Annotated in this window: 14 protein-coding genes; 2 read left to right on the top strand and 12 right to left on the bottom strand. The window is 31.8% G+C overall.

Annotated features, from left to right (window positions below; all coding sequences use genetic code 11):
• Positions 1-2 precede the first annotated feature (2 nt).
• Positions 3-944, bottom strand: a complete 942-nt coding sequence (locus HM984_RS11235; protein ID WP_115812616.1) for a CPBP family intramembrane glutamic endopeptidase — start codon at positions 942-944, stop codon at positions 3-5.
• Position 945: 1 nt separating this feature from the next.
• Entirely contained in the window at positions 946-1,980 is a 1,035-nt protein-coding gene (locus HM984_RS11230; RefSeq protein ID WP_179349257.1) for an o-succinylbenzoate synthase, read from the bottom strand.
• Positions 1,981-2,039: 59 nt separating this feature from the next.
• Here HM984_RS11230 and HM984_RS11225 point away from each other — a divergent pair, with 59 nt between their 5' ends.
• A complete protein-coding gene (locus HM984_RS11225) occupies positions 2,040-2,930 on the top strand; it encodes a sterol desaturase family protein (protein ID WP_115812611.1) in 891 nt (296 codons plus the stop codon).
• 32 nt (positions 2,931-2,962) lie between these two features.
• On the opposite strand, the gene HM984_RS11220 is transcribed toward HM984_RS11225, so the two are convergent.
• From HM984_RS11220 to HM984_RS11190, 7 genes are all read right to left on the bottom strand, one after another.
• Positions 2,963-4,078 carry a glycosyltransferase family 4 protein gene (locus HM984_RS11220; RefSeq protein ID WP_179349236.1) on the bottom strand — a complete coding sequence of 372 codons (1,116 nt, stop codon included), beginning with the start codon at positions 4,076-4,078 and terminating at the stop codon, positions 2,963-2,965.
• 361 nt (positions 4,079-4,439) lie between these two features.
• Positions 4,440-5,555, bottom strand: coding sequence for a DUF2914 domain-containing protein (locus HM984_RS11215; protein ID WP_179349235.1), 1,116 nt, complete (start codon positions 5,553-5,555; stop codon positions 4,440-4,442).
• Positions 5,556-5,634: 79 nt separating this feature from the next.
• Positions 5,635-6,459, bottom strand: a complete 825-nt coding sequence (locus HM984_RS11210) for an alpha/beta hydrolase (RefSeq protein ID WP_115812605.1) — start codon at positions 6,457-6,459, stop codon at positions 5,635-5,637.
• A gap of 145 nt (positions 6,460-6,604) precedes the next feature.
• Positions 6,605-7,282 (bottom strand): metal-dependent hydrolase, encoded by a 678-nt coding sequence (locus tag HM984_RS11205; RefSeq protein ID WP_179349234.1) that lies wholly within the window; start codon positions 7,280-7,282, stop codon positions 6,605-6,607.
• Positions 7,283-7,297: 15 nt separating this feature from the next.
• The gene (locus tag HM984_RS11200) at positions 7,298-8,788 is read right to left on the bottom strand and encodes a hypothetical protein (protein ID WP_179349233.1); all 1,491 of its coding nucleotides are present in this window, start codon (positions 8,786-8,788) and stop codon (positions 7,298-7,300) included.
• Between the two features lie 102 nt (positions 8,789-8,890).
• Complete coding sequence (menA, locus tag HM984_RS11195) at positions 8,891-9,766, bottom strand: 1,4-dihydroxy-2-naphthoate octaprenyltransferase (RefSeq protein WP_306455292.1); 876 nt, start codon at positions 9,764-9,766, stop codon at positions 8,891-8,893.
• Between the two features lie 40 nt (positions 9,767-9,806).
• Positions 9,807-10,646 (bottom strand): 1,4-dihydroxy-2-naphthoyl-CoA synthase, encoded by an 840-nt coding sequence (locus HM984_RS11190; protein ID WP_020894547.1) that lies wholly within the window; start codon positions 10,644-10,646, stop codon positions 9,807-9,809.
• 117 nt (positions 10,647-10,763) lie between these two features.
• On the opposite strand from HM984_RS11190, the gene HM984_RS11185 reads away from it, so the two are divergent.
• Complete coding sequence (locus tag HM984_RS11185) at positions 10,764-11,189, top strand: hypothetical protein (protein ID WP_115812597.1); 426 nt, start codon at positions 10,764-10,766, stop codon at positions 11,187-11,189.
• On the opposite strand, the gene HM984_RS11180 is transcribed toward HM984_RS11185, so the two are convergent.
• The 3 genes from HM984_RS11180 to menD all read right to left on the bottom strand — a co-directional run bounded on the left by HM984_RS11180 (position 11,177) and on the right by menD (position 14,344).
• Positions 11,177-12,007, bottom strand: coding sequence for a CvfB family protein (locus tag HM984_RS11180; protein WP_179349231.1), 831 nt, complete (start codon positions 12,005-12,007; stop codon positions 11,177-11,179). The genes HM984_RS11185 and HM984_RS11180 overlap by 13 nt on opposite strands.
• 125 nt (positions 12,008-12,132) lie before the next feature.
• Complete coding sequence (locus tag HM984_RS11175; RefSeq protein WP_115812593.1) at positions 12,133-12,474, bottom strand: DUF2853 family protein; 342 nt, start codon at positions 12,472-12,474, stop codon at positions 12,133-12,135.
• A gap of 109 nt (positions 12,475-12,583) precedes the next feature.
• Positions 12,584-14,344 carry a 2-succinyl-5-enolpyruvyl-6-hydroxy-3-cyclohexene-1-carboxylic-acid synthase gene (menD, locus tag HM984_RS11170; RefSeq protein ID WP_179349230.1) on the bottom strand — a complete coding sequence of 587 codons (1,761 nt, stop codon included), beginning with the start codon at positions 14,342-14,344 and terminating at the stop codon, positions 12,584-12,586.
• Positions 14,345-14,417 lie beyond the last annotated feature (73 nt).

The raw sequence follows: 14,417 nt of genomic DNA, 5'->3' as shown, positions 1-14,417 counted from the left end.
TTCTACTCAATTATTTTATAATTTTCTTTTGGTGGTTCTTCTACTTTTCCGAATAATTTATCTTTCCAGTTGCTCCATCCATATTTTTTTGAAAGTATTAATAGCATTATAGGATACACTATTAAAACAGGTAACATAATTTCTGAAATTGATCCTAATCCCGGTTCAGACGTATCTTTAAAAAGGGCATCAGTTTGCAATGCTGTCCAATCTGCTGTTACTAATAATGATGCAATTAAATTATTACCTAAATGAAATCCTAAAGCTAGCTCTAAACCTTCATCCATTAAGGTCATAATTCCTAAGAGCAATCCTGTTCCAACATAAAAAATCATCATTTGCCAAAATCCAATAGCACCTACTTCAGGGTTTGCACTATGCGCAACACCAAATAATATTGAGGTAAAAATTAAAGGAAACCATTTGTTCTTTACTAAGACACCTATGTGTTGCATTAAATAACCTCTAAAGAGATACTCTTCTAATCCAATTTGAAACGGGAATAAAATAATACTTATTATAAATAGAATTGAAAATTTAACAGGATTAAACTGAAACACAATTTCAGATGAATCTATAGAATACATTATAAAAAACGAAACAACGGTATAAATTGTAATCATTAAAAATGAGAACAAAATACGTTTAAAATCAACTTTATTTCGTGATGTTGTTAAGGATAAAAGACTCCGTTGATGTATAAATTTAACCAAAATAAATAACAGACCGAGCAAAAACACAAAAGGCAATAGATTAATAACTAACAAAACATTTGCGGGTAAACCCCAGCTATTCATAGCATCCATCGCAGCATCTAAATCACTTGGATCAGACACTAAATAAAAAATAAAATTACTAATAAAAATACCTGCGACTAAGATTGTTGTAAGGACAAACATCCAGAGTTCGCGTTGTCCTTTATAAGCTTGTTGTATGTAATTCATGTTATAAATTAAAGTTCCAGTGTTGTTTTAAATCGTAATGCAAAGTACCGTTTTTTACGCTTAATGGCGAAATAAAATTGTTAGTAAATAAACTTCCGGTTCCTAAACCTTGAGGCCTTGTATTTTTTAATGTATACGTCCATTGCGCTATGGCATTCAATCCTATATTACTTTCTAACGCACTGGTTATCCACCATTTTATATTTAAATTTTCTGCACTATCAATCCATTGCTGACTACCTCCAAACCCACCAACTAAGCTCGGTTTTAAAATGATGTATTGTGGCTTTATAGTTTGAAGTAAGTCTTGCTTATTTTCTTTAGAAAACACACCAATTAATTCTTCATCTAAAGCAATAGGCAATGGAGTTGCTTTACAAAGCTGAGCCATCGCATCAAATTGTTTTGGTTTTATGGGTTGCTCAATGGAATGTAACTGGTATTCTGATAATCGTTTTAACTTTTCTAAAGCATCATTAGGTGAAAAGGCTCCATTAGCATCTACTCTTAATTCAATATCTGAAACTGAGAACTCATTCCGTATCGATTTTAAGATATCTAATTCCGTTTGAAAATCAATAGCCCCAATTTTTAATTTAATACAACTAAAACCTGCCTCAATTTTATCCTTAATTTGAGAGCGCATAAAGTCTTCCTTGCCCATCCAAACTAAGCCGTTAATTGGTATACTGTCTTCTCCCTTTGAAAATTCAGAAGGAAATAATTGAAACTGATCTGTACGTTCTAATGATTTAAAAGCGGTTTCCAATCCAAACTGTATACTTGGAAACTCTATCAACTCTGCTAAAAGTTTTTCTACCCCAAGATGAATGTTGTTACAAGTCCATTTTAATTTATCTTCAAAATCTGGCCGATCATCAATAGATAAACCTCTTAAAATACCACACTCGCCAACGCCCGTTTTATCTTCATTTTCTAAAATTATAAACCAAGTTTCCTTGGTTGTCATCACTCCTCGCGATGTGCCACTGGGACGTTTAAATTTTAAAACATAGTGTTTGTATTCTGCTCTCATCATAGTAATCAAAAATACTTAATTATTTTCGTAAATTAGAGCTCAATTAACAATACAAAATGCCAAATTTTCCTAATATTATTCTTTATGCTATCCCGTTTTTTGTGCTGGCAATGGTGTTAGAATTATATGTAACTACTAAACAACATATTAAGACTTACGAATCTAAAGATGCCTTTACCTCTATTGCTATGGGATTGGGAAACGTGTTTTTGGGTTTTGCGAGTAAAGTTTTGGTGTTATTGGTTTTCTTTTTGGTTTATGATAACTTTAGATTGTTTACTATTCCTGTGGCTTGGTGGTCCTTTTTAATTCTATTTTTTGCGGATGACTTTGCTTACTATTGGTTTCATCGCGTCTCGCATGAATGTCGCTTATTTTGGGCTTCACACGTCGTTCATCATTCATCAGAACATTACAATTTAAGTACAGCACTTAGACAAACATGGTCTGGCGGTTTTTACACCTTTATCTTTTGGTTATGGTTACCGTTGTTAGGCTTTCATCCAGCTATGATTTTATTACAAATGTCTATTAGCTTGTTGTATCAATTCTGGATTCATACGGAAGCTATTAATAAAATGCCCAGATGGTTTGAAGCTATTTTTAATACCCCATCACATCACAGAGTGCATCATGGCAGTAATCCGATTTATTTGGACCGTAATCATGCTGGAATTCTAATTATATGGGATAAACTATTTGGAACATTTCAACCTGAATTAAGCGACGAAAAAGTAAGGTATGGTTTGGTCACAAATATTAAAACATATAATCCAATTAAAATTGCATTTATTGAATGGTGGTTGTTATTGAAAGACGCATCTTCAGGAAAAAAATCATTAAAAAACAGACTACTCTACCTTATTAAACCGCCCGGTTGGAAACATGATGGAACAGGCAAAATCAGTAATGATTTAAGAAATGAATGGTTAATGCGAAAAAAATAATTCTAGTTACTTTTAATCCGCATGCTATTGATTTATAGCGTTGAATTGTAAACTTTCAGCATTTTGTTAACCATTATGTCTTCAGAAAAATGATTAACAGCCTGTTTATATGCATTTTCTCCCAACGCCTTTAAAGTATTCGGGTGTGAGACGATAGTTTCAATAATAGCTGCTAATTGTACGACATTTTCAGACTCAAAAAGAAATCCATTCTCCCCCTCATTAATTTGGTCTTTGGCTCCTTCAATATTAGATCTAATCACGGGTTTTCTCATCATCATTGCTTCTAAAGGCACTAATGGAAAGCCTTCCATTCTCGATGGTAGAATTAACACATCTATCATATTATAAATATCTCTTGGATCTCTAAAAGGAATTAGTGTGACTAAATTTGACATTTTTTTGGCATCGATTAAGTTCTTTAACCAATCTATTTTCCCATCACCTACTATGATTAGATGTATTTTTAAATGTTTACACCGGTCTATCGCTGCAATTAAAATATCTACTCCTTTACGATGACTTATCCTGCCTACAAAACCAAAAATAACCCTATCAATAGGTATATTATTAATTCTCTTTAAATTTAAAACACTGTCTTTATCTAGGGTATACTTATGATCTTTAACTCCGTTGAAAATAAGTTTAACTTCACTTTTTTTATAGTTGTAATCAGACACTAAATTGATTTCTAGCTCTCTACTAATTGCAATTACATAGTCTCCTTTTCTATTGAACATGTGCTTTGGGATTTTCATGTTGTGATGTGTCACAATAAATTTTTTGCCCGTTAGAAATCTATATATAGCAGCTAAATAGGTAGTTACTGGATAATGGGCATGAATGACATCTGGCTTAAGCTTAAACAAATAAAACAAGGCAAATGGAATTGAAAAAATATATGAGAATAACTGATATAACTTAGTACGAAAATTAATCTTGTTATATATAGGAAAAGGCAGTTTAATAAATTTTACACCACTGCTTTTTACCTTTTCGAATAATGTTGTGGCACTTGGATTATCCCCGTGACCACCTGAAAGGATATAAACAGAATGTCCTCTTTCTATAAGGTTCTCAGCAACAGAATACATATGTGTTGTTGAACCTTCAGCAGGTAAATATCTAGCTAGGTATACGATTTTCATAACTATTAAAAAGAGAATTAAATAATTTTCATTTTTTTAATCATCAAATTAACACACTATGCTAGGTGACTAAAGCATATTTACTTTTACAAAAAATATGTACAACCTATAGGATTGTATATACCTCCTGAACTAACAAGTGAATAATATGATGTATGTAGCTATGAATCAAGTTCATATAAAGATATGTTTTTTAACTGAACTCTCTAATAAATAATTATAAATTTAAAGTGTATGCTATAAAACGAATTAAATTATCTCACATCTTTTCATAGAGATAACTATAAAATATGCATGTAATTTTCAGAAAACACAGAAGACATAAGACATAAGAAGGATAAGGTAAATTTAGCAATGATACTTAGAATATCTTCTCTATTAGGTTAACCGGCTTGAGCGTGTCGTTAATAATAATTTCAAAATCAACTACACCTATGATTAACTCTTCTTCGGTTATTACTTCTACTTTCCACAACCCTGGCATCGTATTATTTTTATAGGTGTAGCCACGATACCCATAATTTCGACCTCCTTTTATGGTATAACCAATATCTTCAATAGTTTGCCACTCTTCAGTTTGATTATTGTACCATTTCCAGCGGTGATAAATTGATTTTTCGATATCAGTTGGAGCAAATATGGATGTAAACACATAAACCGTTTCTTCAGGCTCTGAAATAAATTTTAACCGATGATCTCGCCAAAATATATACCAGTCGTCTGTTTCATATGTCACTGTATACGTATTGTTTTCAACTTTAATATTATGTGCCACTAATCCATTTTCTAAAGCCAAAGGCACAGGCGGAATTAGATTAAAAACATAGAACAAGTTAATCATACCGTAAAGGCCAAATACAAGTCCTATCACCTTTCCTAGTTTAATTTCAGCTCTAGTACTAGGACTTTTAAAATAAATAACGCTAATTAAAGTCAATGTTAATGCGAAACTAATAAGACCCGACAAAATAAAGACATTCGTATTCATTACTTTGATGAGCACTGGTATAATGAAAGAAAAAAAGGTGAAGTTGATAAAAAAGTAAACGCTGAATTGTAAATACTTATTGGAGATTCGTTTTTTTAGAAGCTCGTTCGCAAAGAGAAGCACTAATAAGATGATAAAAAACGACATCGTCTTAGATAGAGAAACACTTCTAGAAAAGTAGATGACATACGCGCTTGACAGTGCACCAAAGAAGAATTGAATAGCTAAGGGGTAATAGTCTCTTAATCTTAGTAAAAATCTATTTTTCCATTTAAAATCGTCTGCTAAGTTAAATAAGTAAATCGTAATCGTTAAAAACGTCATATGCAGACTTAAAACGGTTAAATCATATAAGCGATCAACGCGTCCAAGTGTTAACGTATCGAAAACAAATCCACCGATAAAGAAAATAATAGGTGCATATTTCTCGTGCTTACGTATGAATTCCCGAAAAACACTACTCCTAAATTTAACTAATGTTCTTTTCATTTCAATTATAGAAGCATCTAATTATTAAAGTTAATGTTTCACAATACGATATACCTTTTATCAAACCTATTTGATCTAATCAATCTGTTTTACTAGCGTTTAACGTCCAGATTAAAGCTTTTTCTTTTGTCGCTCTAAAAATGGTATTATGCTGCTCATTTGGTTCGTCTGAATATTTCCACACTAACTGCTTAGGTGATTTATTTTCTAAAATTTCAGCAATATTTTGAGAGTGAATAGAAATATCTTTTGCACCAGAAGCGGCAAACCAAAGTTTAGTCTGTCTTTCTGGGAAATTTTCTAAATAGTTTTCCGTGTTTTTTACTAAATAATGATCGTTCCACCATAATGACGGATCCATGGCTATATAAAAATCGAACGTATCTGGGTTAAGAAGAAACGTTTCCATTACAAATAAGCCAGCCAAAGATTCTCCAATAATACCTGTTTTATTAGCCGTTCTATACTTACCATTAATGTCCGTCATTAATTCATCTGTAATAAAAGCTCTAAAATCTTTTGCACCATCTGTTAATGGGCAATACTCCTCATCTGCTTTTACTTCAGAAGCACCAGACAAATCTTTTCTTCTATCTATGTTTTCTATGCCAACAAGGATAATTGGATCTATACTTTTATTTTCAACAAGTTTAGAAATCGTATTTGCAATATGTGGGAAATCCTCCATTACAATACCACCATCTGGCATATAAATTACTGGTAAAGAATCAGTACTCGTTTTATAATTTGGAGGTGTCCAAACGTTAATAACGCGCGTTTCATTTAGAATTGTAGATTCTATCTTAAAATTATCATGTGGAGGAATAGGATCGTTATACTGTGGTGCATTTGAGCAGCTATAAACAACAACACTAATTAGAAAACAACATATTAGATTTTTCATATTTTGAGTTTTTATTAATAGATTATAAACATTATTAAAAGTTGACCGTTTTATCAATGCAAAATACTATAAAACAACCAACTATAAAAACACACCAACTCTAGTGTCCGTTTTGCTCTAGTTTAATATTTAAACACGATTAAACTTATAACTCTATACGCTCTCCAATCTCTAGCAACATTAAGTCTTTACCCTTATCGAAGAATTTCCGTTTGGCTTCTTCATGATTAATCTCAATATACCCAAAGGTATCGAAATGATAACCTAGAATTTTATCGCATTCAACAAAATCGCTTGCTAAAATAGCATCATCAATACCCATAGTAAAATTATCTCCAATTGGTAAAATGGCCAAATCGAGTTTGGTTTGCATCGGAATTAATTTCATGTCCATAGTCAAAGCGGTATCGCCTGCAATGTAAATCGTTTTATGCTCGCCTTCAATAATAAACCCACCAGGTTGTCCGCCATAGGAACCATCAGGAAATGACGAGGTGTGAATGGCATTGACATATTTAAGATTCCCAAATTCGAAATCCCATGATCCACCATGATTCATAGGATGACCTTCTAAATCTTTGTTTTGGAAATGCGTTACAATTTCAAAATTAGAAATGATAATAGCACCCGTACGTTTAGCAATAGCTTCTACATCTAAAATATGATCTTGATGTGCATGTGTTACGAGAATATAGTCGGCCTTAAGCATATCTATGTCTATCTTTGAAGCTTTATCATTCCCCGTAATATAAGGATCTACTAAAATATGAATGTCCTTAATTTGAATACCTAAAGCGGCATGACCATAAAATGTGATTTTCATAATTATATATTTATGTTATTGTAAAATCATAAATTGTCTTTTCTTTCGACCAGAACTCATCATAATAAATTTTCCGTCTTGATAAGTTCCATAAAAAGGTTGATAATAGGTTTTACCCTTATTATCTTGAATCTTACTATATATTACTTCTCCAGAGCTGTTGTAAACAATATCGTAGAGTGATGACGATTCAAACCAACCTTTAGAAACTTTAGTTCTGCCATCATCTTTTTCGAGAAGGTTTTTTCCAGAGTTTAAAAGCACGTGCAATTCATCATTTTTTAAAAATGCGTTATAAGAAGGAGAATTAGAGCGTTTAAAGATACTTCTTCCCCAATCTAAATTTCCAGAGGCACCAAATTTAAAAATAAGGATATCATCATAATGATAAACGGTTTGCCAATAACCATTATTCATACCTGTAGAAACATAAGTTTGTGTGATATAAAACTCTTCAGCTAATAAATACGTGTTGCCTTGTGAATCTTTTAAAACATAATCTATGTAAAAATTAGTCAGTTCTTTTCCTTTTTCTTTTTTTCTTGAGCCTTTTTTATCACCATACAAATCTTCATATACATCTAAAGGTAACTCATAATTATTTTTACTAGCAACCGAGAAAATATCAGAATCAATGATAAAATTACAGCCCCCTTTAATCTTACCAGTTCTTTTTTCTGAATAAAAACCAATGAGGTGCAGTTTATTATCAACTATTGAAATCCTTAAGTTTCTAATATGCTGATCATCGAGACTTATAGATATTTCTTCGTTAGCTTTTTCTGTAATTTTATTTAAAATAAAACTATAGTTCGCTTCTCCTTTTTTCTTTTCTTTTTTGCCATTTTCGTATAGTTTTCCTAATACAAATACCACACCGTCGTCATTTATAGAAATATCATTATGTTGAAAATATTTTTCTTCATGCTTTTGATAACTCTTAGTGTATATGTGCTCTAAGGTAGTAGCATCAAACACTCTTATGGCATAATCATTTACATCTTTATAAATATTATCTGTAGCCATTGCCAAATATTGACCATTTGGAGATATATCTATACTGGTTTGACGATCTTTTCGATTACCAAATAAGAATCTTTTTTTTGCTACTGTAGCTTCGAATAATTTCTTTTTGTTATGTGATCCGCTTTTGATATTAAATGTATGACAGTAAACCAAACGCTCTTTAGCCTTAGGCGAAAACACCGTAAACACTTTAATTTCATCACCATAGACAACTTCGCCTATATACCTTTCCTTTTTGTCACTTTTTACGACTAGGTTATGTGTTTTATTGAGGTCATTGTCAAAAACATCGAACAATATATCATGCTTACTCTCTCTGACTATCCCTGTTAAGCCATTTTCAGTAGTATGAATTGTTAATACATCTATTGCTTTTTCTTTATCCTTGTATTCTGCGCTTTCGCTGATATTTAAGGTTGTGTTTTGCGCATTAATAATTGTAAATAAAATTAATAGGATTAACGTAAATAGCTTTTTCATATCATTTATGTAAATTAATTAAAGTGTTAAAATAAAAAAAACTTAAGCATTTACGAGCTTAAGTTTTATAAAAATTTTTATAAGTAACTATGTTTAAATAATCTAATATAAAATATATCCAACTCCCAAAAGTATTGCAATGAGGAATGTGGACAGGGCTAAAACCTTTAATTGACTATCGAAATCATTAGGTTTTTCTGCTGTTTTTATCTTTTTAAGATGAATTAATAAAGGGATAAATGCTAACAAATACATAAAATTATAAGGCTCAACATAATATAATATTGAGAATAATACTGAGACTAACATAGCACCTATTACAAGCGCAAAATGATACTGTTTAGCGCGTTTCTTTCCGAGTTTAATTGCTAAAGTAATTTTCCCTGCATTGGTATCAGAATCAATGTCTCGCATGTTGTTTAAATTTAACACACCTACACTTAATAAACCTATTGAAATAGCTGGTAAGATGACAACATGATCTAATCTATGCATAAAAAGAAAATAACACCCCAAGGTACTAATTAACCCAAAAAAGATGAATACAAAAACATCGCCAAGTGCACGGTAACCATAAGGAGACCTTCCCATAGTGTAATTTAAAGCGGCATAAACTGAAAATCCACTAAGTACTAAAAATAATAAAATATATAAAATACTCCCAGAATCAAAAGCGCTCCAAATAAGGACCATGGTTAATATAATAACGATAATAATATTAAGTTTAATACCATCCATCATTTCATCTGGAGTAATGGCACCACTCTGCAGGGCCCGTTGCGGACCTACACGTTCATCATTATCCGTTCCACGCATACCATCACCATAATCATTAGCTAAGTTTGACAGTACTTGCAAAGCAATTGTTGTTAATATCGCAAGAGCAAAAACCCATGGGTTAAATTTTCCATTATAAAATGCAAAACAACCTCCAAGAATAATTCCAGAAACAGAAAGTGGTAACGTTCTTAATCTCATGGCAGAAAGCCACGGTTTAATTTTATTCATTTCGTTTAGATTAAGGAATCCATTTTTTCGGAAAATTAGGCTTCCTTTTTTCTAAAAAGGCATCTCTACCTTCTTTAGCTTCATCTGTCATATAAGCCAATCGTGTAGCTTCACCTGCAAATACTTGTTGACCAACCATACCGTCATCGGTAAGATTCATCGCAAATTTCAACATTTTTATAGATGTTGGTGATTTAGCTAATATTTCTTGTGCCCATTCGTATGCGGTATCTTCTAACTCTTCATGAGGAATAACGGCATTTACCATGCCCATGTCATAAGCTTCTTGGGCAGAATAATTTCGTCCTAAGAAAAAGATTTCTCTTGCTCTTTTTTGGCCTACCATTTTTGCCAAATACGCAGAGCCATAACCACCATCAAAACTAGTAACATCTGCATCTGTTTGTTTAAAAATAGCATGTTCTTTACTCGCTAAAGTTAAATCGCAAACCACGTGTAAACTATGGCCTCCACCTACAGCCCAACCTGGCACAACAGCAATAACCGCTTTTGGCATAAAACGAATTAAACGTTGCACTTCTAATATGTTTAAACGATGGTAACCATCCTCTCCAACATACCCTTGGTGACCTCTAGCCTTTTGATCGCCTCCAGAACAGAAACTCCAAATACCATCTTTGGTAGAAGGGCCTTCTGCACTTAAAAGTACGACTCCAATATTTACATCTTCGCCTGCATCATAGAAGGCGTCATAAAGTTCTGAAGTGGTCTTTGGGCGAAATGCATTGCGTATATCTGGTCTATTAAATGCAATTCTGGCAACCCCATTGCATTTATGATAGGTTATATCTTCATAAGACTTGGCAACTTTCCAATCTATATGGCTCATATTTATCACTATTTAGAGCGCAAAAGTAAGAAATTAATAATAATACGCTAAACACTATTTTTTACTTTATTTTATTATGCAAGCATAGTATATTTGCGTTCAAAATATTAATATACAATGAATTATAACCCTAACCTGCATCATGAAGAATATAAGGTCTATAAATTGAAGTTAGGAACCGTATATATTTACTCGAATTTTTTGGTATCAGAGTTTGATGAAGGTGCAGATATAACTTTCAAAAACTTTGATGAACTCGCATTCATAATAAAAACACATTTTGAGGATAGACCTTTTGGTTTTATAGCTAACAGAAAAAATTCTTATTCAATAAACCTTAATGACGCTAAAATATTTAACGAAACATTCAAGAATCTAAAAGCTTATGCTATAATTGTTTATAGCAATCTTACTGAACGTATTATTGAAATTGAAAGTCACTTTTTCAAATTCAACAGAAAAGTATTTAAAGATTTCGAAAACGCTATAGATTGGATTGAAAACTCATTAGCTAATCCAGAAAACGATTCTTATAATAAATAAATACCGTCTTCTTTTATTTCTATCTGACGCTCTTTATATAACGAACCAACCGCTTTTTTAAAGCTCTTTTTACTCATCTGTAATAAATCTTTAATCACTTCAGGATTCGATTTATCATGCACAGGTAAAAAGCCTCCATTGTCATGTAATTCGTTTAGAATATGCTCCGCATTCGGTTCAATATTTCTATAACCTATTTGATTTAGTGAAATATCGAGCTTATTATCCTCACGGACTTTTTTAATAATTCCCTTAAATCTATCACCTACACTAATATCTCTATAGATATCATCATTAAAAACCAGACCTAAGTGCGTTTTATTTACAATAACATTCATTCCTAATTCTGAAGGGTGAGACACAATAAGATCTACCTCGTCAAATTGAGCAACAGTTAATTCTTTATTGTCTAAAAAACGATTGGTTTTACTAGAAGCAACAAGTCGCTGAGATTCTTCATCCAAATAACAATGTATTAGATACCAACCACCAGATTTCATTTTAAAAGCTTGTTCTCTAAATGGGCAAAACAATTCCTTTACCAAACCCCAATCTAAAAAAGCTCCGTAATCTGTAACTTGGTTACAACGTAATAAAGCAAAATCACCTTTTTTAATATAAGGTTGATCTGTTGTAGCAACTGGTCGTTCTTCGTTATCTAAATAAACAAAGACTTCAATTTTGTCACCTATATCAAATACTTTAGGCACATATCTGTTAGGTAAAAGGACTTCACCATCTGCACCATCTCCCAAAAACAATCCTGGTTCGGTATCTCTTAAAATTTCTAACGTATTGTATTCTCCTAAATATATCATGTTGCAAAGGTAAATATATTTTGATGAGATTTTAAAAAGAAGTTGAATGTATAATTAATTTTTTCTGCACAAAAAAAGCGTCATAATTTAAAAATTATAACGCTTAATCGTATTTAAACTTTTATCTATGAATAAACAGACTCTTTTTTGAAATGTACTGTTAATAAGTAGTAAACCACTACTCTATATTTTGACCGATTAGAACGACCATATGTTTCCATTACAGAATCAATGGCTTTGTCTAATTCAGCACCATCTTTTAATCCTAATTTTTTAATTAAAAAGTTGTTTTTTACGGTTGCTAATTCTTTTTCATCAGAACCAGAAACTGTAGATGAATCTGCATTGTAAATTGAAGGACCTAAACCTATAGTTACTTTAGTTAATAAATCCATATCAGCATTAACACCACATTTATCTTTTAAATCTGCCGCATACTTTACGATTAAATCATCTCTTTTACTCATGTTTCTATTTGTTTTAAGTTATTTAGTTTTCAAAATTATACCATTTAAAGGTAACAATTTTTAGACACAATAAAAATCAAATAGTCACATCTTTACTATTTTGCAACATTTATTTAATGTATTTAAAAAAATCTAATAGGATTTTATCATTACTACGCGATGGTGTAAATATCTCTAATAATTTTGGTTTTCTAGCTCCTTTATAAAAGGATTCTAATTGCTGTTCTAATTCCGTTTCATTTTTAGCAACAGCATACTCAAAACCATACATTTCAGATAATTGCTTAGCTGTTAAGTGATGTTTGGTTTCAAAGAAACGATCAAAATTTTCTGTGTTTTTATCACCTGGTAAGATTCTAAAAATACCACCCCCTTCATTATTAATTACAATAATTCTGAAGGTTTTTGGAATGTAATTGTTCCAAAGTGCATTGCTGTCATAAAAGAAACTTAAATCACCTGTAACCAGTGTGATTCGCTTATCTGATGCTACGGCTGCACCTATTGCTGTACTCGTACTACCATCAATACCACTTGTACCTCTATTACAAAATACATCAATACTTTTTGTTAGTTGAAACAATTGTGTGTAGCGTATTGCAGAGCTATTGCCCACTTGTAACTGACTTTGCTTTGGAATACTCTTTAAAACTGAATTGAATGCTTTAAAATCCGAAAACGGAAGAGTTTGCAGATAATCATCTTGTAATTTTCGTCGTTTCTGACGCACAGCAAGCCACACACTTTTATATGTACTTTTTGTATGGTGCGTAACTTCAGGTAAAAATGAACTTAAAAATGTATCGGGACGTAATTTAATATGCTTTTCTAGGCAGAAAAAAGTATCATTAGCTCTCGTTAAGCCAACATGGCAATGCAGTTCTGGCTTATAGGTTCTTAAAAATGCTTTTATTTTTTTTGAAACAATTAAGCCTCCAAATGTAATTAATATGTCTGGTTGAAGAGCTTTTAAATCATCTTCATCTAAGGGTGCAATTAACTTGTCAATACCAGGAAAAAAATCAGCATGGTGCAAATTAGAAGTCGTTTCAGTTAATACTATTATACTATCATCATCTGCTATTTCCTGTATCCATTGTGCTTCAATAGAATTGGGTTCTAATACACCAACCAAAATCATTTTTCGTTTAGCACTATGCCAAACATCTAGTAAGCTCTTAATTTCAAAACGATCGACCTTATCCTCTCTACTTCTAATTTTAAAAGGCTTTGGATTTATGGTTAATTCCTCTGTCGTTTCGTATAAAGGTTCATCAAATGGGCAATTAATATGAACTGGTCCTGAATTTAATTTCGCAACCGTAAGGGCATCATGAATTTCAGATTCATTATGTGTCTGTATGTCTTTTTGAAGCCCTAGGAAACGCTCTAGCTTATTCTCTATACTTTTAAGAATAGCTCTTTCACTATCTGTATGAGCGTTTTCTCCTTCCTTTAAATCTGATTTTAAATTGGCATTGTACACTACATGTTCTCCATAAACATTTTTTTGTTTTATAGTTTGTCCATCACCGATATCTATAAGATGTTTTGGTCTGTCTGCAGATATAACGACTAAAGGAATATTGCTGTAATAGGCTTCTGAAACCGCTGGATAATAATTTAGTAATGCACTACCAGAAGTACAAACCACAGCAACTGGTTCTTGTAGTTGCTGAGCAATTCCTAATGCAAAAAACGCAGCACAACGTTCGTCAACGATACTGTAACACTTAAAAAAATCATCGTTAGTAAAACCGATTGTTAACGGAGCATTTCTACTACCTGGCGAAATTATAATATGCTTTACATTATGTGTTTTACATAAGGTAACTACAGTTTGGGACAAAGGTATTTTTGAGTACTTCATATAAATACAAAATTACCTAATAAAAGGAGATAATAAAATAGAGCTTCAACTAAAAATATAACTAATTACATTT

This window comes from Winogradskyella pacifica, assembly GCF_013403915.1.
In the GTDB taxonomy this organism is placed as follows: domain Bacteria; phylum Bacteroidota; class Bacteroidia; order Flavobacteriales; family Flavobacteriaceae; genus Winogradskyella; species Winogradskyella pacifica.
This window is presented reverse-complemented; position numbering and strand designations above follow the sequence as displayed.

Bases quoted from the DNA above. Each gene is read 5' to 3' on its own strand.
- HM984_RS11235 (WP_115812616.1), bottom strand. From the start codon at position 944: ATGAATTACATACAACAAGCTTATAAAGGACAACGCGAACTCTGGATG.
- HM984_RS11230 (WP_179349257.1), bottom strand. From the start codon at position 1,980: ATGAGAGCAGAATACAAACACTATGTTTTAAAATTTAAACGTCCCAGT.
- HM984_RS11225 (WP_115812611.1), top strand. From the start codon at position 2,040: ATGCCAAATTTTCCTAATATTATTCTTTATGCTATCCCGTTTTTTGTG.
- HM984_RS11220 (WP_179349236.1), bottom strand. From the start codon at position 4,078: ATGAAAATCGTATACCTAGCTAGATATTTACCTGCTGAAGGTTCAACA.
- HM984_RS11215 (WP_179349235.1), bottom strand. From the start codon at position 5,555: ATGAAAAGAACATTAGTTAAATTTAGGAGTAGTGTTTTTCGGGAATTC.
- HM984_RS11210 (WP_115812605.1), bottom strand. From the start codon at position 6,459: ATGAAAAATCTAATATGTTGTTTTCTAATTAGTGTTGTTGTTTATAGC.
- HM984_RS11205 (WP_179349234.1), bottom strand. From the start codon at position 7,282: ATGAAAATCACATTTTATGGTCATGCCGCTTTAGGTATTCAAATTAAG.
- HM984_RS11200 (WP_179349233.1), bottom strand. From the start codon at position 8,788: ATGAAAAAGCTATTTACGTTAATCCTATTAATTTTATTTACAATTATT.
- menA (WP_306455292.1), bottom strand. From the start codon at position 9,766: ATGAGATTAAGAACGTTACCACTTTCTGTTTCTGGAATTATTCTTGGA.
- HM984_RS11190 (WP_020894547.1), bottom strand. From the start codon at position 10,646: ATGAGCCATATAGATTGGAAAGTTGCCAAGTCTTATGAAGATATAACC.
- HM984_RS11185 (WP_115812597.1), top strand. From the start codon at position 10,764: ATGAATTATAACCCTAACCTGCATCATGAAGAATATAAGGTCTATAAA.
- HM984_RS11180 (WP_179349231.1), bottom strand. From the start codon at position 12,007: ATGATATATTTAGGAGAATACAATACGTTAGAAATTTTAAGAGATACC.
- HM984_RS11175 (WP_115812593.1), bottom strand. From the start codon at position 12,474: ATGAGTAAAAGAGATGATTTAATCGTAAAGTATGCGGCAGATTTAAAA.
- menD (WP_179349230.1), bottom strand. From the start codon at position 14,344: ATGAAGTACTCAAAAATACCTTTGTCCCAAACTGTAGTTACCTTATGT.